The organism is Azotobacter chroococcum, assembly GCF_002220155.1.
Classification (GTDB): Bacteria; Pseudomonadota; Gammaproteobacteria; order Pseudomonadales; family Pseudomonadaceae; genus Azotobacter; species Azotobacter chroococcum.
This window is the reverse complement of record NZ_CP011835.1, coordinates 411,547-435,291: the sequence shown is the minus strand read 5'-3', so window position 1 is coordinate 435,291 and position 23,745 is coordinate 411,547. Positions and strand designations below refer to the sequence as shown.

Genomic DNA, 23,745 nt, shown 5'->3' with positions numbered 1-23,745 from the left:
AGCCCCGGTTTGCCCGTCACACCGCCACCGGCGCCTTGATGTGCGGGTGGGACTGGTAGCCGACCAGCTCGAAGTCCTCGTAGCGGAAGGCGAACAGGTCCTTCACGTCCGGGTTGAGCCGCATGCCCGGCAGCGGCAGCGGCGCGCGGGAGAGCTGCAGGTCGGTCTGCTCCAGGTGGTTGGCGTAGAGGTGGCAGTCGCCGCCGGTCCAGATGAACTCGCCGGGCTCGAGATCGCAGACCTGCGCCACCATCAGGGTCAGCAGCGCGTAGCTGGCGATGTTGAAGGGCACGCCGAGGAAGATGTCCGCCGAACGCTGGTACAGCTGGCAGCTGAGCCTGCCCTCGGCCACGTAGAACTGGAACAGCGCGTGGCACGGCGGCAGCTTCATCTCCTCGATCAGCGCCGGGTTCCAGGCCGAGACGATCAGCCGGCGCGAGTCCGGGTTCTTCTTGATCATCTCCACCACGTTGGCGATCTGGTCGATGTGCCGGCCGTCCGGCGCCGGCCAGCTGCGCCACTGGTAGCCGTAGACCGGACCGAGGTCGCCGTTCGCATCGGCCCACTCGTCCCAGATGCGCACGCCGTTTTCCTTCAGGTAGCGGATGTTGGTGTCGCCCTGCAGGAACCACAGCAGCTCGTGGACGATGGATTTCAGGTGGCACTTCTTGGTGGTCACCAGCGGAAAGCCCTCGGCGAGGTCGAAGCGCATCTGGTGGCCGAAGACGCTCCAGGTGCCGGTGCCGGTGCGGTCGCTCTTGAAGGTGCCGTGCTCGCGCACCAGGCGCATCAGGTCGAGGTACTGTTTCATGAAGGGACAAGTGGCTGCGCGCTGGAAAAGGCCGTGAATTCTAACCGGTACGCAGGGTGGAAAACGACCGCAGGTCTTTTCCACCGTTGCCAGGGAGGGTGGAAAACGCTGGCGCGGTTTTCCACCCTACAGGACTCAACCGGCGAGCCTGGCCTCGCGACGATAGGCCCAGGCCATCATCCCGGCGCCGCCGAGGACCATCGGCAGGCAGAGCAGCTGGCCCATGGTCAGCCAGCCGAAGGCGAGGTAGCCGAGCTGGGCGTCCGGCACCCGGACGAACTCGACGATGAAGCGGAAGAGGCCATAGCAGACGGCGAACAGTCCGGACACCGCCATGGTCGGCCGCGGCCTGCGCGAGTAGAACCAGAGGATGGCGAACAGCGCCACGCCCTCCAGGGCGAACTGGTAGAGCTGCGAGGGATGGCGCGGCAGCTGCGCAGGATCGGTGGGGAAGACCATCGCCCAGGGCAGGTCGGTGGCCTTGCCCCACAGCTCGGCGTTGATGAAGTTGCCGATCCGCCCGGCGCCCAGGCCGATCGGCACCAGCGGGGCGATGAAGTCCATCAGCTCGAAGAAGCCCTTGCCGTTGCGCCGGGCGAAGATCCAGCTGCACAGGAGCACGCCGAGCAGCCCGCCGTGGAAGGACATGCCGCCCTTCCAGAGCTGCAGGATCAGGCTCGGGTCGTTCAGGTAGGCCGCCAGGTCGTAGAACAGCACGTAGCCCAGCCGGCCGCCGGCGATCACCCCCAGGGCGACCCAGAACACCAGGTCGGAGAGCTTCTCGCGGCTCCACTCCGGAGCGAAGCCGGCCAGCCGGCGCGAGGCCAGCCACCAGGCGCCGCCGATGCCGACCAGGTACATCAGGCCGTACCAGTGCACCTTGAGCGGGCCGAGGGCGATGGCCACGGGATCGATTTGCGGATAGGGCAGCATCCGAGGCTCCTCAGAACAGGAAGAACAGTCCGACGCCCAGCAGTTGCAGGGCGAACAGGCGCTTGAGCACGCGCGGCGGCAGACGGTGCGCCAGGTGGGCACCGAGCCGGGCGAAGAACATGCTGGTCGTGGCAATGCCGAGCACCGCCGGCAGGTAGACGAAGCCCAGGCTCCAGTCCGGCAGATGGGCTTCATTCCAGCCGACGAGCATGAAGCTCAGCGCGCTGCACAGGGCAATCGGCAGGCCGCAGGCCGCCGAGGTCGCCACCGCCTGCGGCATCGGCACGCTGCGCCAGGTCAGGAAGGGCACGGTCAGCGAGCCGCCGCCGATGCCGAAGATCGCCGAGGCCCAGCCGATCACCACGCCGGCCAGGCTCAGGCCGGGCTTGCCGGGCACCTCGCGGCTGGCCCTGGGCTTGAGGTCGAGGCCCATCTGGACGGCCATGGCGATGGCGAACAGGCCGATGACCTTCTGCAGCATCGGGCCCTTCAGCGCCGCTGCGGTCAGGCTGCCGAGCACCGCGCCGGCGAGGATGCCGACCGTCAGCCAGACGAAGATCGGCCAGAGCACCGCGCCCTTGCTGTGATGCGCGAGCACCGAGTTGATCGAGGTGAAGACGATGGTGGCGAGCGAGGTGCCCACTGCCAGGTGGGTCAGCACGGCCGGATCGACGCCCTGGGCGGTGAAGCTGAGCACCAGCACCGGCACTATGATCAGTCCGCCGCCGATGCCGAACAGCCCGGCCAGCACGCCGGCCGCCGCGCCCAGCGGCAGATACAGCAGAAATTCCATCGCTACCCCCTCTTGAGCAAAGGCGGCATGGTACCGGAATTTGGCGCCCGCCCGCCAAGCACGGGCGCTTGAGGGGGCGCCCCATGGGCTCCGATCGGCCCCGCCGGACCGCCCGTCGCCGCTGCCGCAGTCCACCCGATGGTCACCGCGCACTTGGCAGGTCGTATGCATGCCATGCAGGATGCCGACAACAGCTCAAAAAACCGAGGTCCTTGCATGCACGTCCCGCCCATGAACATCTCGCTGCTGAGCCGATACGCCTTCTTCGCCTTCTGCGTGGCATTCACTCTGTGCAGCCTTTCCCTCTGGGAGCACGAATGGCTCCGCCCCTTCACCCTGGCCACCGCCGCGCTGAGCCTGCTCGGCATCGCCGACCTGCTGCAGACGCGCCATGCGGTGCGGCGCAACTACCCGATCCTCGGCAACCTGCGCTACCTGATCGAAAGCATTCGCCCGGAGATCCGCCAGTACCTGATCGAGGGCGACAACGAGCGCCTGCCCTTCTCCCGGACCCAGCGCCTGCTGATCTACGCGCGGGCGAGGAACAAGAGCGGGGACAAGCCCTTCGGCACGCTGGTCGACGTCTACGAGAACGGCTTCGAGTTCATCGGCCACTCCATGCGCCCGGCGCCGCTGGCCGACCCCGACAGCTTCCGGGTCCTCATCGGCGGGCCGCAATGCACCCAGCCCTATTCGGCCTCGCTGTTCAACATTTCGGCGATGAGCTTCGGCTCGCTCAGTGCCAATGCCGTCCGCGCCCTGAACAAGGGCGCCAAGCTCGGCAACTTCTACCACGACAGCGGCGAGGGCGGCATCAGCCCCCATCACGGCGAACACGGCGGCGATCTGGTGTGGGAACTGGGCAGCGGCTATTTCGGCTGCCGCACCAGCGACGGCCGCTTCGACCCGGAGCGCTTCGCCGTCCAGGCCAGGAATCCCCAGGTGCGGATGATCGAGATCAAGCTCAGCCAGGGCGCCAAGCCGGGCCACGGCGGCATCCTGCCCAAGCACAAGATCACCCCGGAAATCTCCGCGACCCGCGGCGTGCCGATGAACGAGGACTGCGTGTCGCCAGCATGCCATAGCGCCTTCTCCACCCCGATCGAGCTGATGCAGTTCATCGCCCAGCTGCGCGAGCTGTCCGGCGGCAAGCCGGTCGGCTTCAAGTTCTGCCTGGGCCATCTCTGGGAGTTCATGGGGATCGTCAAGGCCATGCTGGAAACCGGCATCCTGCCCGACTTCATCGTCGTCGACGGCAAGGAGGGCGGCACCGGAGCCGCACCTCTGGAATTCGCCGACCACATCGGCGTGCCGATGCGCGAAGCCCTGCTGTTCGTGCACAACACCCTGGTCGGGGCGAACCTGCGCGACAAGATCAAGCTCGGCACCAGCGGCAAGATCGTCAGCGCCTTCGACATCCTCAGCGTGCTGGCCATCGGTGCCGACTGGGCCAACTCGGCGCGCGGCTTCATGTTCGCCCTCGGCTGCATCCAGTCGCAATCGTGCCACACCAACAAGTGCCCCACCGGCATCGCTACCCAGGACCCGCTGCGCCAGCGCGCGGTCGTGGTCGAGGACAAGGCCCAGCAGGTCTACAACTTCCATCGCAACACCCTCAGGACCTTGGCCGAAATGCTCGCCGCCGCCGGCCTCGAGCACCCTTCGCAGGTGGATGCCAAGCATCTGGTGCGGCGTATTTCCGCCACCGAGATCAAGCTGTTCTCCCAGCAGCACGTATTCCTCAAGCCGGGCGAACTGCTCGACAGCGAAGCCAGGGGCAAGGGCAAGCTCCATCTCCATGCACGCATGTGGAAAATGGCCCGGGCCGACAGCTTCGGCGCTATGGTGGACTGACCACTCCGGCCGCCGACGACCACGTACCCACTGGCGGGAGGCTCCATGTGCCTGATCGTTTTCGCCTGGCGCCCCGGGCATGCCACGCCGCTGGTGATGGCCGCCAACCGCGACGAGTTCTACGCCCGCCCCAGCCTGCCCCTGGCAGCCTGGCCGGAAGTGCCGGACATCCATGCCGGACGCGACCTGGAGGCCGGCGGCACTTGGCTGGGCGTCGGCCCCGGCGGGCGCGTCGCCGCCGTGACCAACATCCGCGACCCGCGCCAGCCGCCGGGCCGGCGCAGCCGCGGCGAGCTGCCGGCGGGCTTTCTGCTCGGCGCGCTGTCGCCCGAAGCCTATCTGGAGCAGGTGGCAGAGCGGGCGCAGGACTATACCGGCTTCAACCTGCTGGCCGGCACGGCCGGGGAGCTCTGGTACTACCACGCCCGCGAGGCGGCGCCGCGGCGCCTGCCGGCAGGACTCTACGGCCTCTCCAACGCATGTCTGGACACGCCCTGGCCGAAGCTGCGCCGCGCCAAGGCGGCCCTGGCCGAATGCCTGGGAACGCCGCAGGCGGAGTGTCTGCTGGCAGCGGTGCACGATACGCAGCCGGCGGCGGATGCAGAGCTGCCGGACACCGGCGTCGGCCTGGTCAGAGAGCGCCTGCTGTCGAGCGTGTTCATCGTCAGTGCGGACTACGGCACCTGCTCCAGCACCGCGCTGATCATGCGGGCCGACGGCAGCGTGGAGCTGCTCGAGCGCCGCTTCGGCCCCTGCGGCGCCCGCCTCGGCGAGGTGAAGCTCGATCTCCCGTGAGCCGTGCGGCCCAGGCGGCTAGCAGACCACGATGCAGTCCCGCTGCCGCTTGGCCAGGTAAAGCGCATTGTCCAGGCGGCGGACCAGCGCGACCGGGTCTTCGTCCGGGCGCATCTCTCCCACGGCGAAGCTGGCGGTGAGCTGCATCGGCAACGCGGCATCGATCCGCCGCAGGTCCAGGCGCAGACGCTCCGCCAGCGCACAGGCCGCAGCGGCCTCGGTGTCCGGCAGCAGTACGATGAACTCCTCTCCGCCCCAGCGGGCAAAGCAGTCCACATCCCGCAGGTCCCGGCGCACCGCCTCCGCCACCGCGACCAGCACCCGATCCCCGGTGGGGTGGCCGAGGCTGTCGTTGATCCGCTTGAAATGGTCGAGGTCGAACATCAGCAAGGCGCAGGGATGGCCATGCCGTTGCAGGCGGTGCCACTCGGCCTGCAGTTGCCGTTCGAAGCCGCGCCGGTTGGCGACCTGGGTGAGCGGATCGATCTCGCAGAGGCGCATGGCCAGCGCAACCTGCTCGGCCAGCGCCCGATTCGCCTGGTGCAAGGCCTCGGTGCGCGCCGCCACCAGTGCTTCGAGGGTCAGGTTGAGCTCCGCCAGCTCCTGGTTCTTCTGCTGCAGGGCCAGCTCGGCCAGCTTGCGCTCGTGAATGTTGCGGTGCGCACCGATCATCCGGGTCGGCCGGCCCTCCCCGTCGAACTCGACGAAGCGGCCGTGATCGCTGATCCACAGGTAGTCGCCATCGCGGCAGCGGCAGCGGTACTCCTCGGCGTAGACGGGCTGCGTCCCGTCCAGGTAGGCCTGGAAGCCGCGCATGACCCGCTCGAAGTCCTCGGGGTGGATCACCTCGTGCCAGGTCACGACGTTCTCCGGCAGGCTGTCCACGGCATGACCGAGCATGGCGTACCAGCCCGGGCTGCGCTTGACGTGATTGGTGCGGATGTCCCAGTCCCAGATGCCGTCGCTGACGATTTCCAGCGCGAAGCGCAAGGTGCGCGCGATGGCCTCGGGGGCCGAACCATAGGGACTAGCAATAACCTCGAGCTCATCCATAAGCTTCGTTCCAGACGTGTCGCCGACGCCAGCCTCGGAAGAGCTCCCGGCTGGCTACAGGCCTGCCGCTCACCCTTGCAGCGAAGCCACCGGATTGATCACCCGGCCGAGGCCAAGGTTGCGCAGGGCCAGCTGCAGCGTGCTGTGGATGACCTGCGGATTGTCGATGGCCATCAGTTGGCCGAGCAGTTCCTTGGCCTTGCCCAGGGTGACCTGGCGCAGCAGCCACTTGACCTTGGGCAGGTTGGTGGCGTTCATCGACAGGCTGTCGAAGCCCATGGCCATCAGCAGCACCGCCGCCGAGGGATCGCCGGCCATCTCGCCGCAGATGCTCACCGGCTTGCCTTCGCCATGGGCATCCTGCACCACCTTGTAGAGCGCCTGCAGAACGGCCGGATGCAGATAGTCGTAGAGGTCGGCGACCCGCGGGTTGTTGCGGTCCACCGCCAGCAGGTACTGGGTCAGGTCGTTGGAGCCGACCGAGAGGAAATCCACCAGCCGGGCGATCTCGCGCGTCTGGTAGACCGCTGCGGGAACCTCCACCATCACCCCGATCGGCGGCATCGGCACATCGGTGCCCTCGTCGCGGACCTCGCCCCAGGCGCGGTGGATCAGGTGCAGCGCCTCGTCCAGCTCGTGGATCGAGGAGATCATCGGCAGCAGGATGCGCAGGTTGTTCAGCCCCTCGCTGGCCTTGAGCATGGCGCGGACCTGCACCAGGAAGATTTCCGGGTGGTCGAGGGTGACGCGGATGCCGCGCCAGCCGAGGAAGGGGTTGCTTTCCTTGATCGGGAAGTAGGACAGCGCCTTGTCGCCGCCGATGTCCAGGGTGCGCATGGTCACCGGCAGCGGATGGAAGGCGGACAGCTGGTCGCGGTAGATCGCCAGCTGCTCCTTCTCGCTGGGGAAGCGCTCGTTGTTCATGAACGGCACTTCGGTGCGGTACAGGCCCACCCCCTCGGCGCCGCGCTCCTGGGCGCGGGCGACATCGGCGAGCAGCCCGGTGTTGACCCACAGCGGCAGGCGGTGGCCGTCGAGGGTTTCGCAGGGCAGCTCGCGCAGGGCGTCCAGGCCCTGGGTCAGCTGGCGTTCCTCCTCGACCAGCTCGGCGAACTGCTGGCGCAGCAGCTCGCTGGGATTGGTGTAGACCTCGCCATGGTAGCCGTCGACGATCAGGTCGATGCCGTCCATCTTCGAATAGGGCAGGTCGACCGCCCCCATCACCGTGGGAATGCCCATGGCGCGGGCGAGGATCGCCACGTGGGAGTTGCCCGAGCCCTGCACCGAGACCAGGCCGACCAGCTTGCCCTCGGGCAGCTCACCGAGCATCGCCGGACTCAGCTCCTCGCTGACCAGGATGGTGTTCTCCGCATAGACCATGGTCTGCTGGCGGGCCTGCTGCAGGTAGGCGAGCAGGCGCCGGCCGAGGTCCTTGACGTCGGAGGCGCGCTCGCGCAGGTAGGCGTCGTCCATCAGCTCGAAGCGCTTGATGTGCTCGTTGACCACCTGGCGCAGGGCGCCCTGGGCCCACTGGCCGGTCTTGATCACCCGCTGCACCTCGCAGCCCAGCGAGGCGTCGTCGAGCATCATCAGGTAGACGTCGAACAGCGCGCGCTCTTCCGGGCGCAACTGGGTGGCCAGTTTGGCGGACAGCGCGCGGATGTCGGCGCGCACCGACTCCAGGGCGCAGTGGAACAGTTCCAGCTCGGCCTTGACGTCCTCCGTCGCCCTGTCCGGCACCACCTCCAGGTCGGCCGGCGGCAGCACCACCACGGCCTTGCCGACGGCGACGCCCGGCGCGGCCGGCACGCCGATGAAGCGCGCCTCCTGGATGCCCTTGCCCTGCCGGCCGAGGCCGCGGATCGAGCCGGTCGCCTCGGCATGGGCGATGACCCCGGCGAGCTGCGCGCTCATGGTCACCAGGAAGGCTTCCTCGCCCTCGTCGAACTCGCGGCGCTCCTTCTGCTGGATGACCAGCACGCCCATCACCCGCCGGTGGTGGATGATCGGTGCGCCGAGGAAGGAGGCGTAGCGCTCCTCGCCGGTCTCGGCGAAGTAGCGGTAGCGGGGGTGGTCGGCCGCGTTCTCCAGGTTGAGCGGCTCCTCGCGGGTGCCGACCAGGCCGACCAGGCCCTCGTTGGAGGCCATGCTGACCTTGCCGATGGAGCGCTTGTTGAGCCCCTCGGTGGCCATCAGCACGAAGCGGTTGGTTTCCGGATCGAGGAGGTAGACCGAGCAGACCTGGCTGCCCATGGTCTCCTTGACGCGACGCACGATGATGCCCAGTGCCGTCTTGAGATCCTTGGCGGCATTCACTTCCTGGACGATCTTGCGCAGCGTGTTGAGCATGGCCCGCCTTGAGCTCCGTCTGATCAGTCCCGTGCCAGCAGGCGCGGGGCGAGTTCTTTCAGCGCGCGCCGGTAGACCTCGCGCTTGAAGGCGACCACCTGGCCCAGCGGATACCAGTAGCTGACCCAGCGCCAACCGTCGAATTCCGGCTTGCCGGTAAGATCCATGCGCACCCGCTGCTCATCGGAAAGCAGGCGCAGGAGAAACCACTTCTGCTTCTGGCCGATGCACAGCGGCTGGCTGTGCGAGCGCACCAGGCGCTGTGGCAGACGATAGCGCAACCAGCCACGGGTGCAGGCGAGGATCTGCACATCCTGCTGCTCCAGTCCGACCTCCTCGTTGAGCTCGCGGAACAGCGCCTCCTCCGGCGATTCCCGTGCGTCGATGCCGCCCTGGGGGAACTGCCAGGCATCCTGGTTGATCCGCCGCGCCCAGAGCACCTGACCGATCTCATTGGTCAGGATGATGCCGACATTGGGACGAAATCCATCGGGGTCGATCACGGCAATGAACCTTGCGAACGCATGTGCAGGCATTGTTCCACAAAAAGGTTCGCGCCAGAAGCGGGCAGGACAAGGGGGGAGCGTCGGCGGCTCTCCTGCTTTTTTTGCCGTGGAACCGTTATGCTTCGCCGCACTCCGACTCCCCTTCCCTGACCGAGGTTCTAGCGTGCGTCTGGCTCTATTCGATCTCGACAACACCCTGCTGGCCGGCGACAGCGACCATGCCTGGGGCGACTGGCTCTGCGAGCGCGGCATCCTCGACGGCGACACTTACAAGGCGCGCAACGACGCCTTCTACCAAGACTACCTGGCCGGGCGGCTGAACATCGTCGACTACCTGAACTTCAGCCTGGAGATCCTCGGCCGCACCGAGATGGCCATGCTCGACGAGTGGCACCGGACGTTCATGCACGAGCGCATCGAGCCGATCATCCTCGCCAAGGGCCGGGAACTCATCGAGCGGCACCGCAGCCAGGGCGACAAGCTGGCGATCATCACCGCCACCAACCGCTTCGTCACCGGCCCCATCGCCGCCCGCCTCGGCGTCGACACCCTGCTTGCCACCGAATGCGAAATGGCCGGCGGCCGCTACACCGGGCGCACCACCGACGTGCCCTGCTTCAAGGAAGGCAAGGTCGAGCGCCTGAACCGCTGGCTGGCGGAAACCGGTCACTCGCTGGAAGGCAGCCACTTCTACAGCGACTCGCACAACGACCTGCCGCTGCTCGAGCGGGTCAGCCACCCGGTGGCGGTCGATCCCGACCCCAGCCTGCGGGCGGAAGCCAAACGGCGCGGCTGGCCGGTGATCTCGCTGCGCTGAGCCTCAGACCGGCTTGACCACCATCAGCCCGAGGCTGGCTCCGAAGCACAGCAGCCCGACCACCGCCAGCCCCAGGCCGAGCCGGACGCCCGGCTTGCGTCCGACGACCCTGGATGCCAGCCACAGCCCGCACAGCGAGCCCGGCAAAAACAGCAGCGAGCTGCCGAGCAGCCAGGGCTGCCCCAGCGGCCAGCCGGCCAGGTGCGCCAGCCACCAGCCGCTGACCGGCAGGCCGACCAGGCAGAGCAGCAGCAGGACGGCGCACAGCGCGGGCCAGGGCGAGGTACGCGAAGGAATCTCCGGCTCTGCCGGTGCGGCTATCTCCACGTCCGCCTCCGCCGGCTCGTCCGCGCCCGTCTCGGCCTGTGTTTCGGCGCTCGGCTCCGCCGCCCCCAGCGGACGGGGGCGCGAGCGCCAGCAGTACCCGGCGAGCGCGAAGAAGGTCACCAACAGCAGCGCGCCGGCCACGCCGTGGAGCATCCTGAGCAGGGCGAAGTGTTCCATCGCGTGCACATCCTTGTGAGATCGGGCGGATACCGCCGGCGGCTCAGCCGAGGAACAGCCGGTAAGCAGGATTGTCGGTCTCGTCCCACCAGGGGTAGCCGATGGCTTCGAGGGCCGCCGGCAGCAGGTGGCGATCGCCCGCCGGCACCTGCAGGCCGGCCACCACGCGGCCGTCGGCGGCGCCGTGGTTGCGGTAGTGGAACATCGAGATGTTCCAGCGCCCGCCGAGCTTGCTGAGGAAGTTGAACAGCGCGCCGGGGCGCTCGGGGAACTCGAAGCGCAGCACCACCTCGTCGCTGACACCCGCCGCATGGCCGCCGACCATGTGGCGGATGTGCAGCTTGGCCAGCTCGTCGTCGGTCAGGTCGAGCACCGGGAAGCCCTGCTCGCGCAGGCTGGCCACCAGCTGCTCGCGCGGATCGTTCTCCGGGTGGGTCTGCACGCCGACGAAGATGTGCGCGTGGTCCGGGCGGTTGTAGCGGTAGTTGAACTCGGTGATCTGCCGCTTGCCGATCGCCTGGCAGAACGCCTTGAAGCTGCCCGGCTGCTCGGGGATGGTCACGGCGATGATCGCCTCGCGCTTCTCGCCCAGCTCGGCACGCTCGGCGACGTGGCGCAGGCGGTCGAAGTTGATGTTGGCGCCGGAGTCGATGGCCACCAGGGTCTGCCCGGCCGCCCCCTCGCGCTCGACGTAGCGCTTGATTCCGGCCACCGCCAGGGCGCCGGCCGGCTCGGTGATCGAGCGGGTGTCGTCGTAGATGTCCTTGATCGCCGCGCAGATCTCGTCGGTGCTGACGGTGACCACCTCGTCCACGTGGTGACGGCAGATGTCGAAGGTGTGGGCGCCGATCTGCGCCACCGCCACGCCGTCGGCGAACAGCCCGACCTGCGGCAGCACCACCCGCTCGCCGGCGGCCAGCGCCGCCTGCAGGCAGTTGGAGTCCGCCGGCTCGACGCCGATCACCTTCACCTCGGGACGCAGGTATTTCACGTAGGCGGCGATGCCCGCGATCAGTCCGCCGCCGCCGACCGGCACGAAGACGGCGTCCAGCCGGCCCGGCTGCTGGCGGAGGATCTCCATGGCCACGGTGCCTTGCCCGGCGATCACGTCGGGATCGTCGTAGGGGTGAATGAAGGTGTAGCCCTTCTCCTCGACCAGCTTCAGCGAATGGGCCAGCGCCTCGGGAAAGGCGTCGCCGTGCAGCACCACCTTGGCGCCGCGGGCGCGCACCGCCTGGACCTTGATCTCCGGGGTGGTCCTCGGCATCACGATGATCGCCTTGATGCCCAGGTGCCTGGCCGCCAGGGCCACGCCCTGGGCATGGTTGCCGGCCGAGGCGGTGACCACGCCGCGCGCCAGTTCCGCCTCGCCCAGCTGGGCCACCTTGTTGTAGGCGCCGCGGATCTTGAAGGAGAACACCGGCTGCAGGTCCTCGCGCTTGAGCAGGATCTGGTTGCCGAGACGCTCGGAGAGCTGGCGGGCGGGCTGCAAAGGGGTTTCGACGGCGACGTCGTAGACGCGCGAGGTGAGGATCTTCTTGACGTACTGTTCGAGCATCGGCGGACATCGGGGCGCAGGAAAGGAATGGGCCAGTCTACTCCGTCACCGTCGCGGCCGGCCACCCATCGCGCGCCGGAGGACGCCAGGCCGGCCCGGGCGCGGCTATAATCGCGTCCATCCCACCCATTCGACGAAGACTCCCGCATGACCCAGGACCAGCTCAAGCAGGCCGTGGCCCAGGCCGCCCTCGACCACATCCTTCCGCAGCTCACCTCGAAGAGCGTCGTCGGCGTCGGCACCGGCTCGACCGCCAACTTCTTCATCGACCTGCTGGCCCGCCACCGGCTGGACTTCGACGGCGCCGTGGCCAGCTCCGAGGCCACCGCCGCGCGCCTGAAGAGCCACGGCATCGAAGTGTACGACCTGAACAACGTCGCCGACCTGGAGTTCTACGTGGACGGCGCCGACGAGTGCAACAAGTACCTGGAGCTGATCAAGGGCGGCGGCGCCGCGCTGACCCGCGAGAAGATCGTCGCCGCGGTGGCCCAGACCTTCATCTGCATCGCCGACGAGAGCAAGCGGGTCGACTTTCTCGGCGACTTCCCGCTGCCGGTGGAGGTGATCCCCATGGCCCGCAGCCATGTGGCGCGCCAGCTGGTCTGGCTGGGCGGCGATCCGGTCTACCGCGAGGGCGTGGTGACCGACAACGGCAACGTGATCCTCGACGTGTACAACATGCAGATCACCAACCCCCGGCAGCTGGAGTCCGACATCAACAACATCGTCGGGGTGGTCACCAACGGCCTGTTCGCCGCGCGCCCGGCCGATCTGCTGCTGCTCGGCACCCGCAACGGCGTGGAGCGCATCGAGCGCCCGAAGCCCTGAGGCCGGGGCGGCGGGCACGGACGCCCGCCCGGACTCAGGGATGGGTCTTGCGGAACACGTGGAAGCGGTTCGGCTCGCCGACCACGTAGAGATTGCCCGCCGCGTCCATCGCCACCCCCTCCGCCTGCTTGATGCTGCGCGCCAGGCCGTTGAAGCCGCCGAGCAGGCTGATGAAACTGAGCGGCCGGCCCTCGCGGTCGAACTCCACTAGCAGGCGCGACTCGTCGGACAGCAGCAGGAAGTGGCCGCTGCGCGGATCGACGCTCAGCGAGGACAGATCGCGCACCGGCAGCCCCTCGCCGGGCAACGGCTGCAGCTCGCCGGCGGCGCCCTCGGCGGAAACGGCCAGGCCGAACAGCGCCGGCGGACGCTCCAGGGCCAGCAGCAGGCGATTCGTCCGCGCATCCCAGCCCAGTCCCTCGAAGCCCTTGTTGCCGGCGGCGGCGAAACCGAGATCGACACGCTGCGCGTCGGCCAGATCGAAGCTGTCCGCGCCCGGCGGCAGCCGGAACAGCGCCAGCAGGCGGCGGCGCTCGTCGACGATGGCCAGACGCCCGTCGCCGAGCGCCTCCACCCCTTCCGGATCGCTGAAGCCGGTCAGGCGGATGCGTCGCAGGACCGCGCCCTCGGGGCTGATCTCCACCAGCTGCGGATGCTTGCCGGTGACGGTGAACAGGGTGCCGGTCTGCGGGTTCCAGGTCAGGCCGGAGGTTTCGTCCTCCTCCAGGCCGGCCAGCTCGACCTCCAGCGCCAGCCGGTAGTCGGGCAGCCAGACGCCGGCGGCGCGCGCCGCCGGCTCCGTCCGGCATTCCTGCCAGGACAGCCGGAGCAGATCGAGCCAGCGCCACTCGCGGCCGACCACCAGCACGGCCAGGACAAGCAGCAACAGGGCGAGTTTGAGCAGCAGGCGCCGACGGGGCGCACGGGCGAAGGAAATGGGCATGGATTGGCTTCCGCAGGACAAGGCAGCCCGGAAGCGTGCCGGGGCCGCCTTAAACGAAGATGAATTCGAGCGGCCGGGCGCGCGACGCGCCCGGCCGGCGGCTTCAGAGCACGCGGCTTTCGAAGCGGGACAGCCCGCTCAGCTCCAGCACCAGGCGATCGCCGGAGGCGAGCGGACCGACGCCAGCCGGCGTACCGGTGGAGACCACGTCGCCCGGCTGCAGGCTGAAATGCCCGGCGATGTGCTGGATCAGGGCGACGATGGGGTTGAGCATGTCGCGGCTGTTGCCGTCCTGGCGCACTTCGCCGTTGATGGTCAGGCGGATGCCGATGTCGGCGAGATCCTCGACGGCATCGCCGGACACGAAAGGCGCCAGCACGTAGGCGCCGTCGAAGGCTTTCGCCAGCTCCCAGGGCAGGCCCTTTTCCTTGAGCCTGGCCTGCACGTCGCGCAGGGTCAGGTCGAGGGCCGGGGCGAAGCCGGAGATGGCGTCACGCACCTCCTCGGCGCTCGGCCGGTGCGACAGCGGCTTGCCGATCAGCACGGCGATCTCCGCCTCGTAGTGCACCTCGCCGCGGTCGCGCGGAATGGCGAAGCCGCCTTCCAGCGGCACCGTGCAGCTGCCCGGCTTGATGAACAGCAGGGGCTCGGTAGGCACCGGGTTGTTCAGCTCCCGGGCATGTTCGGCGTAGTTGCGGCCGACGCAGACCACCTTGCCCAGCGGGTAGTGGATGCGCGTACCGTCGAGGTATTGATGCTGGTAACTCATGCAAGGCTCCTTGTGTCTTTATGGCCTGGAATCCATGGCGCGACTCTACGGCAAATCCGCACGGCATCGAAGGCTTTTTCGGGCGCAGGCACCAGGAGCGGGAAAGGACGGAAACGCAGGCCACGCGGGCCTGCGTACGGGGCGCGAGGGTCAGGCGAAGATCTTGCCGGGGTTCATGATGCCGTTCGGGTCGAACACCGCCTTGACCGCCTTCATATAGGCGATCTCGGCCTCCGAGCGGCTGTAGCCCAGGTAGTCGCGCTTGGTCATGCCCACGCCGTGCTCGGCGGAGATCGAGCCGTTGTACTTCTGCACGATCTCGAACACCCACTTGTTCACCGTGGCGCACTTGGCGAAGAACTCGTCCTTGGCCATGGTGTCGGGCTTGAGGATGTTCAGGTGCAGGTTGCCGTCGCCGATGTGGCCGAACCAGACGATCTCGAAGTCCGGGTAGTGCTCACCGACGATCGCGTCGATTTCCCTGAGGAAGGCCGGCACCTTGCCGATGGTGACCGACACGTCGTTCTTGTACGGGGTCCAGTGGGAGATGGTCTCGGAGATGTACTCGCGCAGCTTCCAGAGGTTCTGCAGCTGCTGCTCGCTCTGGCTCATCACCCCGTCCAGCACCCAGCCCTGCTCGACGCAGTGCTCGAAGGTCGCCAGCGCCTGCTCGGCGCGCTCCTCGGTGCTGGCCTCGAACTCCAGCAGCGCATAGAAGGGACACTCGGTCTCGAACGGCGCCGGCACGTCGCCGCGGGCCAGCACCTTGGCCAGCGCCTTGTCGGAGAAGAACTCGAAGGCGGTCAGGTCCATCCTGTCCTGGAAGGCGTGCAGCACCGGCATGATGGAATCGAGGTCGGAGGTGCCGAGGACCATGGCGGTGAGGTTGGTCGGCGCGCGGTCCAGGCGCATGGTGGCCTCGACGACGAAGCCCAGGGTGCCCTCGGCGCCGATGAACAGCTGGCGCAGGTCGTAGCCGGTGGCGTTCTTGACCAGATCCCTGTTCAGCTCGAGCAGGTCGCCCTTGCCGGTGACCACCTTGAGGCCGGCCACCCAGTTGCGGGTCATGCCGTAGCGGATCACCTTGATCCCGCCGGCGTTGGTGCCGATGTTGCCGCCGATCTGGCTGGAGCCGGCCGAGGCGAAGTCGACCGGGTAGTAGAGCCCCTTGTCCGCGGCGAAGTCCTGCAGCTGCCTGGTCACCACTCCCGGCTCGCAGACCACGGTGCGGTCGATCTCGTTGAACTGCAGGATGCGGTTCATGTAGTCGAAGGCCACTACCACCTCGCCGTGGGCGGCGACGGCGGCGGCGGACAGCCCGGTGCGCCCGCCCGAAGGCACCAGCGCGACCTTGCGCTCGTTGGCCCAGCGGACGATGGCCTGGACCTGCTCTATGCTCTTCGGGAACGCGATGGCCAAGGGGGCGGGGGCGAAATGCTTGGTCCAGTCCCTGCCATAGGCGTTGAGGGAATCGGCGTCGGTGAGCACCTTGCCGGGCTCCACCAGGGTCTTCAGCTCGTCTATCAGGGCAGGATTGGTCATGGGGCAACTCTCACAGGATTCATGGCCGTCCTGAGTACCCTTCAAGTACCAGGAATGGCGGTTTGGCAGGCCCGATATGCTAGCATAGCCGCCCCGTGAGTCGTGCTTCCCGCCGATTTCCGGGGCGGCTGTAGCCCTTTCCGGGCAGCACTACCGGCTGCCTGCCTGCATCGCCACACACCTCCAGGAAAACAGGTTTACGTAGATGAGCAAGACCTCTCTCGACAAGAGCAAGATCCGCTTCCTTCTGCTGGAAGGCGTTCACCAGACTGCACTGGATACGCTCAAGGCTGCCGGCTACACCAACATCGAGTACCTGACCGGCTCGGTGCCCGAGGACCAGCTGAAGGAGAAGATCGCCGATGCCCACTTCATCGGCATCCGCTCGCGCACCCAGCTGACCGACGAGGTCTTCGACTGTGCGAAGAAGCTGGTCGCGGTCGGCTGCTTCTGCATCGGCACCAACCAGGTCGACCTGGAGGCGGCCCGCGAGCGCGGCATCGCGGTGTTCAACGCGCCCTACTCCAACACCCGCTCGGTGGCCGAGCTGGTGCTCGCCGAGGCGATCCTGCTGCTGCGCGGCATTCCCGAGAAGAACGCGGTCTGCCACCGCGGCGGCTGGCTGAAGAGCGCCAGCCACTCCTACGAGATCCGCGGCAAGAAGCTCGGCATCGTCGGCTACGGCTCGATCGGCACCCAGCTCTCGGTACTGGCCGAGAGCCTGGGCATGCAGGTGCTGTTCTACGACGTGGTGACCAAGCTGCCGCTGGGCAACGCCAGCCAGGTGGGCAACCTCTACGACCTGCTCGGCCAGGCCGACATCGTCACCCTGCACGTGCCGGAAACCGCCGCGACCAAGTGGATGATCGGCGAGAAGGAAATCCGCGCCATGAAGAAGGGCGCCATCCTGCTCAACGCCGCCCGCGGCACCGTGGTCGAGATCGACGCCCTGGCTGCCGCCATCAAGGACAAGCACCTCAACGGCGCGGCCATCGACGTGTTCCCGGTGGAGCCGCGCTCCAACAACGACGAATTCGTCAGCCCGCTGCGCGGCCTCGACAACGTCATCCTCACCCCGCACGTCGGCGGCTCGACCATGGAGGCCCAGGCCAACATCGGTTCGGAAGTGGCCGAGAAGCTGGTCAAGTACAGCGACAACGGCACCTCGGTGTCCTCGGTCAACTTCCCCGAGGTGGCCCTGCCCTCCCACCCGGGCAAGCACCGTCTGCTGCACATCCACCAGAACATCCCCGGGGTGATGAGCGAGATCAACAAGGTCTTCGCCGAGAACGGCATCAACATCTCCGGCCAGTTCCTGCAGACCAACGAGAAGGTCGGCTACGTGGTGATCGACGTCGACGCCGAGTACTCGGAAATGGCCCTCGAGAAGCTCCAGCAAGTAAGCGGCACCATCCGCAGCCGCGTGCTGTTCTGACCGGCCGGCGCCTGCGCCGGCAGGCCGCCTGACGACGAGGCCCGTACCTGCCCAGGTACGGGCCTCGTCGTTTTCGGGGACTACAGATGTCCGCTGAGGAACACCCACAGCGGCAGGGTCAGCGCCGCCAGCAGGGTCGACAGGGTGATCGCCGAGCTGACCACCCCGCTGTCCTCCGGATGGCGGACGAAGCCGAACACGTTGACCCCGCTGGGGCAGGCGGCCATGGCGGTCAGCACCGAGCTGGCCAGCGGCCCCAGCCCGAGCGCGGCGCACAAGACCAGCACCGCCAGCGGAAATACCAGCAGCTTGGCGAAGACGATGCCGAGCGCCTCGCGGCTGGGGAGCAGACGGTAGCCGGAGAGATTGACCCCGAGCACGATCAGCGCGCAGGGCAGCGCCGCCTGGCCCAGCCACTGGGTCAGGTGCTCGAGGGGCGCCGGCAGCTGCAGGCCGGAGAGATTCAGCAGCACGCCCAGCAGCAGCCCGACGATCATCGGGTTGGCCAGGTTCAGCAGCAGGGAACGGACATTCACGGCCTCCTGGGCGGCCAGCGCGCCGTACAGGCTCTGGAATGAGAACAGCAGCAGGCTGTGGAAGGCCAGCACGGTGAACACGTAGACCAGCCCGGGGCTGCCGAACAGGCTGGCGACCAGCGGGATGCCCACCAGCACGTTGTTGGAGAAACCGGCGGTCAGGCCGAACGGCGTGGGCCGCCCGCGCAGGCGGTGGCCGATCAGGTTCACCGCGGCGAAGATGCCCAGGGCCGGCACGAAGTAGGCCAGCAGCAGGGAGGGGGAAAAGCCCTCGTCCAGCGCGGCCTTGGCGATGCCGCTGAACAGCAGCATCGGCATGAACAGCTTGAAGGTCAGGTTGCCCAGCTCCCTGGCGGCCTGGTTGCTCAGCCATTGACGGCGACCGAGGGTGTAGCCCAGCACGATCAGGGCGAAAATGGGCAGGATTGCTTGCAGGACGGCCACGACTGAAGAACTCCGGCAGCGTGAAGGGGGACCGGCGGCCGGACGGGCCGCTAGCGCTGCGCCAGGCGCATGATCTGCCGCGCGAAGAAGGCTCCCGTGAGAATCACCCCGAACAGGCGTAGGGTCTGCATGGCCAGCACCAGACCGGCATCCGAGCGGGTGTCCACAGCGATGATCGCCATGGCATCCAGCCCGCCGGGGGTGGTCGCCAGGTAGACCGAGAGGAAGTCCTTGCCGAGCAGCAGCGCGATCAGCCAGGCCGACAGCGCGCAGAGCAGGATCAGCACCACCGCGCCGACGATCATCGCCGGCAGGCGGCGCCAGACATGGCTCAGCGTCGCGAGATCGAAACGCAACCCGATATAGCATCCGATCGCCCCGTAGGCCAAGGGCGGCAGCCACTCGGGCAGCCCCAGGCGCAGCACGCCGCCCACCTGCAGGGCGGCGCCGGCCAGCAGCGGCAGCAGCAGGGCGCCGGCCGGCAGGCGCGCGCCGGCCAGCACGCCGCAGGGGATCAGCGCCAGGCTCGGGCCCAGATCCGCCAGCCCAGCCTCGATCGGCAGCGCCGGCAGGCCGGCGGGTGCGACGCCCGGCGTGGCCGTCAGATGCCCGACCAGCGCCCCGACCAGCACCACGCAGACCACCCGCACGTACTGCATGGTCGCCACCACGCGGCCGTCGGCGCCGTCTTCCTCGGCCATCGCGACCATGGCCGACGCCGCTCCCGGCGCCATCCCCCAGGCCGCGGTGCTGCCGGGAATGCCGCCGAACCAGACCAGCCCCAAGCTCACCAGCAGGCTGAGGGCCAGGGTCAGTGCCGTCGCCAGCAGCATCACGTGCCAGGACTGCGCCAGGGCCAGCAGCACCGACAGGGTCATCGACTGGGCGACCAGGATGCCGACGCAGCCCTGGCCCAGCTTGAAGGCCGGCCTGGGCATGTGGATGGTCGCACCGCCGACGCCGAAGGCCACGGCCACCAGCATGGGGCCGAGAAACCAGGCGGCCGGCATGCCCAGGTGGCCGAGCAGCCAGCCGCCGGTTCCGGCGGCGGTCAGCAGGGCCAGCCACTGCAGCGCGGCGGGCCAGGTACGAAGCGAAAAGCGCGGCGACTGCGACACCTCGGATGCTCCACGGCGAGGGTGAGTGTCATCTGTACGAAAACGTACGCCCGGGAGGATTATCGACCGCACAATTGATCAGGTCTATCCGCCGCCGGGTAGCCATTGGTGGCAACCAATGGTCATTCCGCGTCGCCGTCCGCCTCCAGCGCCGCCAGGGCGGCGGCCGCCTCCACCAGCTCTTCCTCGCTGAACACCCGCACCCCGTGGCGGCGCAGCAGTGCGGCGGTGACGCCCTCGCCGGGTACCCGCCGGCCGCTGAAGCTGCCGTCGTAATTCTCGCGGTTGCCGCAGGAAGGGCTGCGCGCCTTGAGCACGGCGAGGCGGATGCCGTGGGCCTCGACCAGCTGCAGGGCCGCATGGGCGCCGGCGAGGAAGGCCGCGCCGACCTCCGCGCCGTCGATGGTCAGCACGGCGCATTCGCCCTCCAGCACCCGGGCGCCCTGCCCGCCGGGAATCTCCGCCGGCGGGCGGGGCGTCGGCAGGCCGCCGGCGACCTCCGGGCAGACCGCCATCAGGCGCCCCTGGCGCCGCCAGGCTTCGAGCAGGGCGAAGGGGCCGTGGGCGCCGCCGTCGTAGCGGACCCGCTCGCCGAGCAGGCAACGGCTGACCAGGATCTTCTGCATGGCCGGACTCCGGCGCGAACCGCGCCTACAGGGGGCTGTCGGCGCGCCGCCGGAACCAGCCGGTCAGCGACAGCCGCTCGCGGGTCGCCGGCAGCACCTCGTGGGGGAAGTCCGCCGACATGAAGCAGGCCAGGCTGCCGCCCTGCGGCATCACGTCGTGGACCCGCCCGTTCGGCAGGTACAGGCGCAGCTCGCCGCCCTCGTCGGGCTGCCAGGCCTCGTTGAGGTAGAGCACCACGGTCACCGTGCGGCTGTCGTCGTCGCGGAAGCGGTCGAGATGGCGCTGGTAACAGGCGCCCGGCGGATAGAGGGCGAAGTGGCATTCGAGCTCCTCCAGACCGAGGAACAGCTCGCGGTTGAGGGTCTGGCGCAGGGACTCCATCAGCGCCAGCCAGGCATCGCCCGGCGCGCACTGGCCGGGCTCCAGCCAGGCGGTATAGTCGCCGCGCACGCCCTCCTGCACCAGCTGCCTGTCGCCGCGGCCGATGGCGGCCGGGGTCAGCTCGCCGGCGACCGCCCGCGCACGACACGCCTCCGCCAGCGCTTCGGTCAGCTCCGCAGGCAGGAAGATGCTCTGCTCCGACCAGCCGGGACCGGCCAGGTCGTCGACGATGCGCAGCAGCAGGGGATGATCGGGAGAGATATGCATGGCGGGTATTCTAGGTTCTGGCGACGTTTTGGAGTAGGCCGTCGACATGCCATGAAGCAGGCCGAGGCTCTCATGAGGATGCCATCCGCTTCCAGCGAACCGCGCCCCGGGTTTTCTCAACCCGCCGGCTCGCTCTGCGGGATGCCGACGATCAGGAGCTGGCCGGTCGGGTCGGCTGCCGTGGCGAAGAGAAAGTCATCGGCGGAAAGCCGGTCGCCGTAGTCGCCCTTCAGGACGAGCTCGAAACGCCGTCCCTCGGCATCCGCCTCGAAGCTCTTGAGGTAGGTGTGCGTGCCGGCGTCGTTCACCTGCACCGCCAGGGTGCCGCCGTGGCCGTCGCCCAGGCCGCTGAAACCGAGGGTGGAGAGGTCGATGCGGTCCTCGCCGGCCTCGAAGTCGAGGATCCGGTCGCTGGGGCCCTCGCCGTCGGTGCGGTGGCTGTCCTCGCGGCTCGAAAAGCGGAACAGGTCGGCACCGCTGCCGCCGGCCAGGGTGTCGCGCCCGAGGCCGCCGTCGAGGCTGTCGTCGCCGGCGCCGCCATGCAGGTAGTCGTTGCCGGCCCCGCCGGCGAGGCTTTCCGCCGCCGCGCTGCCGATCAGGCTGTCGCTCGCCTCGCTCCCCTCGAGAGCCACAGGCTCGAATAGCACATTGCCGCTGTCGAGCCGGTCGGCGAGGTCGCCGTCCAGGGCGATCTCGAAGCGCCGTCCCTCGGCATCCACTTCGAAGCTTTTCAGATAGGTCCGCGTGCCGGCCTCGTTCACCCGCACGGCCAGGGTGCCGTCGCGGCCGTCGCCCAGGCCGCTGAAACCGAGGGCCGAGAGGTCGAGGCGGTCCTCGCCGGGATCGAAATCGACGATCCGGTCGGCGAAGCTCGCACTCTCGGTGCGGTAGCTGTCCTCGCGGGCCGCGATGCGGAATACGTCGGCGCCGCTGCCGCCGATCAGCCGGTCGCGCCCGGCGCCGCCGTCGAGCAGGTCGTCGCCGCCGGCGCCATGCAGGCGGTCGTCACCGGCACCGCCGGTGAGAATCTCCGCCACCGGCGTGCCCAGCAGGTTGTCGCTGCCTTCGGTGCCTTCACGTGAGACAGGCGCGAAGATCAGCTGACCGCTGTCGAGCTGGCCGGCGTAGTCGCCCTTCAGGACGACCTCGAAGCGCTGCCCCTCGGCATCCGCCTCGAAGCTCTTGAGGTAGGTGTGCGTGCCGGCGCTGTTCACCTGCACCGCCAGGGTGCCGTCGTGGCCGTCGCCCAGCCCGGTGAAGCCCAGCGCCGAGAGGTCGATGCGGTCCTCGCCGGGATCGAAGTCGAGGATCCGGTCGGCGAGGCTCTCGCTGGCGGTACGGTAGCTGTCCTCGCGGGCCGAGACGCGGAACAGGTCGGCGCCGCTGCCGCCGCTCAGGCTGTCGCGCCCGGCCCCGCCGTCGAGGAGGTCGTTGCCGGCCTTGCCGAGGATCGAGTCGCGCCCGTCGCTGCCGATCAGCAGGTCGTCGCCGTCGCTGCCCTCGAGAGTCACGGCCTCCTCGTCCGGCGCCCCGAAGGTGTTGTCGAGCGAGCCGTCGGCGTTCAGCCGGATCGCAGCGATGTCGTACCTGCGGCTATCGAGGTTGTAGCTGGAACCCGAGATCAGGATCCTGCCGTCGGACTGCACAGCCAGGCTTTGGCCCTCGTCGTAGCTACCCGCGATATCGAAGACGACCTTGCCGCCGCTGCCGAAGCCGGTGTCGAGGGTGCCGTCGGCATTCAGCCGGAGCGCGCTGAAATCGTAAGTCCCGTTGCCAGGATTGAAGCTGAATCCCGCCAGCAGGATCCTGCCGTCGGGCTGCACGGCCAGGCTGCGGCCGTCATCGGAGTCACCCGCGATATCGAAGACGGCCTTGCCGCCGCTGCCGAAGCCGGTATCGAGAGTGCCGTCGGCGTTCAGGCGGATCACGCCGAAGTCGTCATTGGTGCTGCCGCCCAGCAGGATCTTGCCGTCAGCCTGCACGCTCAGGCCATACGCGTGATCGTCGCCATTGCCGCCACCGTCGAAGGTGACCGTGCCGCCGCTGCCGAAGCCGGCATCGAGGGTACCGTCGGCGTTCAGCCGGCTCACGCTGAAATCGTAAGTCCCGTTGCCGGGGTTGAAGCTGAATCCCGCCAGCAGGATCTTGCCGTCCGGCTGCACGACCAGGCCATGAACATAATCGGAGTCGCCCGCGATATCGAAGGTAACCATGCCGGCGCTGCCGAAGCCGGTATCGAGGCTGCCGTCGGCATTCAGCCGGATCGCGCCGAAGTCGCTATTGATGCTGCCGCCCAGCAGGAACTTGCCATCGGCCTGCACGGCCAGGTCATAGCCGTAATCGTCGCTGCTGTCGAAGATGAACCTGCCGTCGCCGCTGAAGCCGGTATCGAGAGTGCCGTTGGCGTTCAGCCGGATCGCGCTGAAATCGTGATTGCCAGTGCCGGGGTTGAAACTGTACCCCGCCAGCAGGATCCTGCCGTCGGGCTGCACAGCCAGGCTTCGACCGTAATCGTAGTCGCCGGCGATATCGAAGGTGGCCTTGCCATCGCCGCTGAAGCTGGGGTCGAAGGTGCCGTCGGCGTTCAACCGGACCACGCCGAAGTTCGATGAACCCTGACCGCCTATCAGAATCCGGCCATCGGATTGCAGAGCCAGGCCATAGCCGTAATCGTGCCCTCCGGCCATATCCATGAGCAGCTTACCGGTGCTTGCTGTCGATGTTCCCATTCAACGATCCTTTCGGGTTTTCCCGTGTTGTTGTCATCGGGCGGTTTGCAGCCTCTGGCGAAGCCTTCGCACAAGCCCCCGGGCGACAGGCGCCTGGACCGGCCAGGGGCAGGCGAGTGGAGTCCACCGCTCGTAGCGGATGCGCCGGCAGAG

21 protein-coding genes are annotated in these 23,745 nt (G+C 68.3%); 5 read left to right on the top strand and 16 right to left on the bottom strand.

Features of this window, described 5'->3' with window-relative positions:
* Positions 1–16 precede the first annotated feature (16 nt).
* The 3 genes from ACG10_RS02045 to ACG10_RS02035 form a co-directional block, all read right to left on the bottom strand.
* A complete protein-coding gene (locus ACG10_RS02045) occupies positions 17–811 on the bottom strand; it encodes a thymidylate synthase (protein ID WP_089166938.1) in 795 nt (264 codons plus the stop codon).
* A gap of 135 nt (positions 812–946) precedes the next feature.
* Entirely contained in the window at positions 947–1,744 is a 798-nt protein-coding gene (lgt, locus tag ACG10_RS02040) for a prolipoprotein diacylglyceryl transferase (protein ID WP_089166937.1), read from the bottom strand.
* Between the two features lie 10 nt (positions 1,745–1,754).
* Complete coding sequence (locus tag ACG10_RS02035; RefSeq protein WP_089166936.1) at positions 1,755–2,537, bottom strand: sulfite exporter TauE/SafE family protein; 783 nt, start codon at positions 2,535–2,537, stop codon at positions 1,755–1,757.
* A gap of 231 nt (positions 2,538–2,768) precedes the next feature.
* On the opposite strand from ACG10_RS02035, the gene ACG10_RS02030 reads away from it, so the two are divergent.
* Both ACG10_RS02030 and ACG10_RS02025 read left to right on the top strand, forming a co-directional pair.
* Positions 2,769–4,391 carry an FMN-binding glutamate synthase family protein gene (locus tag ACG10_RS02030; protein ID WP_089169774.1) on the top strand — a complete coding sequence of 541 codons (1,623 nt, stop codon included), beginning with the start codon at positions 2,769–2,771 and terminating at the stop codon, positions 4,389–4,391.
* Positions 4,392–4,436: 45 nt separating this feature from the next.
* Positions 4,437–5,186, top strand: a complete 750-nt coding sequence (locus tag ACG10_RS02025; protein WP_089166935.1) for an NRDE family protein — start codon at positions 4,437–4,439, stop codon at positions 5,184–5,186.
* Between the two features lie 18 nt (positions 5,187–5,204).
* Here ACG10_RS02025 and ACG10_RS02020 read toward each other — a convergent pair whose 3' ends face one another.
* The 3 genes from ACG10_RS02020 to ACG10_RS02010 all read right to left on the bottom strand — a co-directional run bounded on the left by ACG10_RS02020 (position 5,205) and on the right by ACG10_RS02010 (position 9,091).
* On the bottom strand, positions 5,205–6,239 hold the full coding sequence (locus tag ACG10_RS02020; RefSeq protein ID WP_089166934.1) for a sensor domain-containing diguanylate cyclase: 1,035 nt from the start codon (positions 6,237–6,239) through the stop codon (positions 5,205–5,207).
* A gap of 69 nt (positions 6,240–6,308) precedes the next feature.
* A complete protein-coding gene (ptsP, locus tag ACG10_RS02015) occupies positions 6,309–8,588 on the bottom strand; it encodes a phosphoenolpyruvate--protein phosphotransferase (RefSeq protein ID WP_089166933.1) in 2,280 nt (759 codons plus the stop codon).
* Positions 8,589–8,611: 23 nt separating this feature from the next.
* Positions 8,612–9,091, bottom strand: coding sequence for an RNA pyrophosphohydrolase (locus ACG10_RS02010; RefSeq protein WP_039801345.1), 480 nt, complete (start codon positions 9,089–9,091; stop codon positions 8,612–8,614).
* Between the two features lie 166 nt (positions 9,092–9,257).
* Between ACG10_RS02010 and ACG10_RS02005 the strand changes: the two genes are divergently transcribed.
* Positions 9,258–9,911, top strand: coding sequence for a histidinol-phosphatase (locus ACG10_RS02005; RefSeq protein WP_089166932.1), 654 nt, complete (start codon positions 9,258–9,260; stop codon positions 9,909–9,911).
* A 3-nt stretch (positions 9,912–9,914) separates the two neighbouring features.
* Here the strand turns inward: ACG10_RS02005 and ACG10_RS02000 are convergent, their stop codons facing one another.
* Both ACG10_RS02000 and ilvA read right to left on the bottom strand, forming a co-directional pair.
* The gene (locus ACG10_RS02000) at positions 9,915–10,415 is read right to left on the bottom strand and encodes a DUF2269 family protein (protein WP_039801339.1); all 501 of its coding nucleotides are present in this window, start codon (positions 10,413–10,415) and stop codon (positions 9,915–9,917) included.
* A gap of 43 nt (positions 10,416–10,458) precedes the next feature.
* A complete protein-coding gene (gene ilvA / locus ACG10_RS01995; RefSeq protein WP_039801337.1) occupies positions 10,459–11,973 on the bottom strand; it encodes a threonine ammonia-lyase, biosynthetic in 1,515 nt (504 codons plus the stop codon).
* A 147-nt stretch (positions 11,974–12,120) separates the two neighbouring features.
* On the opposite strand from ilvA, the gene rpiA reads away from it, so the two are divergent.
* Positions 12,121–12,801: a ribose-5-phosphate isomerase RpiA gene (gene rpiA, locus ACG10_RS01990; protein WP_089166931.1), complete on the top strand. Its 681-nt coding sequence runs from the start codon at positions 12,121–12,123 to the stop codon at positions 12,799–12,801.
* Positions 12,802–12,835: 34 nt separating this feature from the next.
* Here the strand turns inward: rpiA and ACG10_RS01985 are convergent, their stop codons facing one another.
* The 3 genes from ACG10_RS01985 to ACG10_RS01975 all read right to left on the bottom strand — a co-directional run bounded on the left by ACG10_RS01985 (position 12,836) and on the right by ACG10_RS01975 (position 16,055).
* Positions 12,836–13,744 (bottom strand): SdiA-regulated domain-containing protein, encoded by a 909-nt coding sequence (locus tag ACG10_RS01985; protein ID WP_089166930.1) that lies wholly within the window; start codon positions 13,742–13,744, stop codon positions 12,836–12,838.
* Between the two features lie 103 nt (positions 13,745–13,847).
* Entirely contained in the window at positions 13,848–14,513 is a 666-nt protein-coding gene (locus ACG10_RS01980) for a fumarylacetoacetate hydrolase family protein (protein WP_089166929.1), read from the bottom strand.
* Positions 14,514–14,663: 150 nt separating this feature from the next.
* Entirely contained in the window at positions 14,664–16,055 is a 1,392-nt protein-coding gene (locus ACG10_RS01975; RefSeq protein WP_089166928.1) for an FAD-binding oxidoreductase, read from the bottom strand.
* 205 nt (positions 16,056–16,260) lie between these two features.
* Between ACG10_RS01975 and serA the strand changes: the two genes are divergently transcribed.
* Positions 16,261–17,490 (top strand): phosphoglycerate dehydrogenase, encoded by a 1,230-nt coding sequence (gene serA, locus ACG10_RS01970; RefSeq protein WP_089166927.1) that lies wholly within the window; start codon positions 16,261–16,263, stop codon positions 17,488–17,490.
* An 80-nt stretch (positions 17,491–17,570) separates the two neighbouring features.
* Here the strand turns inward: serA and ACG10_RS01965 are convergent, their stop codons facing one another.
* From ACG10_RS01965 to ACG10_RS01945, 5 genes are all read right to left on the bottom strand, one after another.
* The gene (locus ACG10_RS01965) at positions 17,571–18,470 is read right to left on the bottom strand and encodes an AEC family transporter (RefSeq protein ID WP_089166926.1); all 900 of its coding nucleotides are present in this window, start codon (positions 18,468–18,470) and stop codon (positions 17,571–17,573) included.
* Positions 18,471–18,520: 50 nt separating this feature from the next.
* Positions 18,521–19,588: an AbrB family transcriptional regulator gene (locus ACG10_RS01960; protein WP_089166925.1), complete on the bottom strand. Its 1,068-nt coding sequence runs from the start codon at positions 19,586–19,588 to the stop codon at positions 18,521–18,523.
* 122 nt (positions 19,589–19,710) lie between these two features.
* Positions 19,711–20,214, bottom strand: a complete 504-nt coding sequence (locus ACG10_RS01955; protein WP_089166924.1) for a DUF523 domain-containing protein — start codon at positions 20,212–20,214, stop codon at positions 19,711–19,713.
* A 25-nt stretch (positions 20,215–20,239) separates the two neighbouring features.
* A complete protein-coding gene (locus ACG10_RS01950) occupies positions 20,240–20,872 on the bottom strand; it encodes a 2OG-Fe(II) oxygenase (protein WP_232487244.1) in 633 nt (210 codons plus the stop codon).
* A gap of 107 nt (positions 20,873–20,979) precedes the next feature.
* Positions 20,980–23,550: a M10 family metallopeptidase C-terminal domain-containing protein gene (locus tag ACG10_RS01945; protein WP_089166922.1), complete on the bottom strand. Its 2,571-nt coding sequence runs from the start codon at positions 23,548–23,550 to the stop codon at positions 20,980–20,982.
* Positions 23,551–23,745 lie beyond the last annotated feature (195 nt).

What these genes read in the sequence shown, in the direction of transcription:
- lgt (WP_089166937.1), bottom strand. Translation starts at nt 1,744, where the DNA reads ATGCTGCCCTATCCGCAAATCGATCCCGTGGCCATCGCCCTCGGCCCG.
- serA (WP_089166927.1), top strand. Translation starts at nt 16,261, where the DNA reads ATGAGCAAGACCTCTCTCGACAAGAGCAAGATCCGCTTCCTTCTGCTG.
- ACG10_RS01985 (WP_089166930.1), bottom strand. Translation starts at nt 13,744, where the DNA reads ATGCCCATTTCCTTCGCCCGTGCGCCCCGTCGGCGCCTGCTGCTCAAA.
- ACG10_RS02000 (WP_039801339.1), bottom strand. Translation starts at nt 10,415, where the DNA reads ATGGAACACTTCGCCCTGCTCAGGATGCTCCACGGCGTGGCCGGCGCG.
- ilvA (WP_039801337.1), bottom strand. Translation starts at nt 11,973, where the DNA reads ATGCTCGAACAGTACGTCAAGAAGATCCTCACCTCGCGCGTCTACGAC.
- ACG10_RS02025 (WP_089166935.1), top strand. Translation starts at nt 4,437, where the DNA reads ATGTGCCTGATCGTTTTCGCCTGGCGCCCCGGGCATGCCACGCCGCTG.
- ptsP (WP_089166933.1), bottom strand. Translation starts at nt 8,588, where the DNA reads ATGCTCAACACGCTGCGCAAGATCGTCCAGGAAGTGAATGCCGCCAAG.
- rpiA (WP_089166931.1), top strand. Translation starts at nt 12,121, where the DNA reads ATGACCCAGGACCAGCTCAAGCAGGCCGTGGCCCAGGCCGCCCTCGAC.
- ACG10_RS02020 (WP_089166934.1), bottom strand. Translation starts at nt 6,239, where the DNA reads ATGGATGAGCTCGAGGTTATTGCTAGTCCCTATGGTTCGGCCCCCGAG.
- ACG10_RS02045 (WP_089166938.1), bottom strand. Translation starts at nt 811, where the DNA reads ATGAAACAGTACCTCGACCTGATGCGCCTGGTGCGCGAGCACGGCACC.
- ACG10_RS01945 (WP_089166922.1), bottom strand. Translation starts at nt 23,550, where the DNA reads ATGGCCGGAGGGCACGATTACGGCTATGGCCTGGCTCTGCAATCCGAT.
- ACG10_RS02030 (WP_089169774.1), top strand. Translation starts at nt 2,769, where the DNA reads ATGAACATCTCGCTGCTGAGCCGATACGCCTTCTTCGCCTTCTGCGTG.
- ACG10_RS02035 (WP_089166936.1), bottom strand. Translation starts at nt 2,537, where the DNA reads ATGGAATTTCTGCTGTATCTGCCGCTGGGCGCGGCGGCCGGCGTGCTG.
- ACG10_RS01955 (WP_089166924.1), bottom strand. Translation starts at nt 20,214, where the DNA reads ATGCAGAAGATCCTGGTCAGCCGTTGCCTGCTCGGCGAGCGGGTCCGC.
- ACG10_RS01980 (WP_089166929.1), bottom strand. Translation starts at nt 14,513, where the DNA reads ATGAGTTACCAGCATCAATACCTCGACGGTACGCGCATCCACTACCCG.
- ACG10_RS01975 (WP_089166928.1), bottom strand. Translation starts at nt 16,055, where the DNA reads ATGACCAATCCTGCCCTGATAGACGAGCTGAAGACCCTGGTGGAGCCC.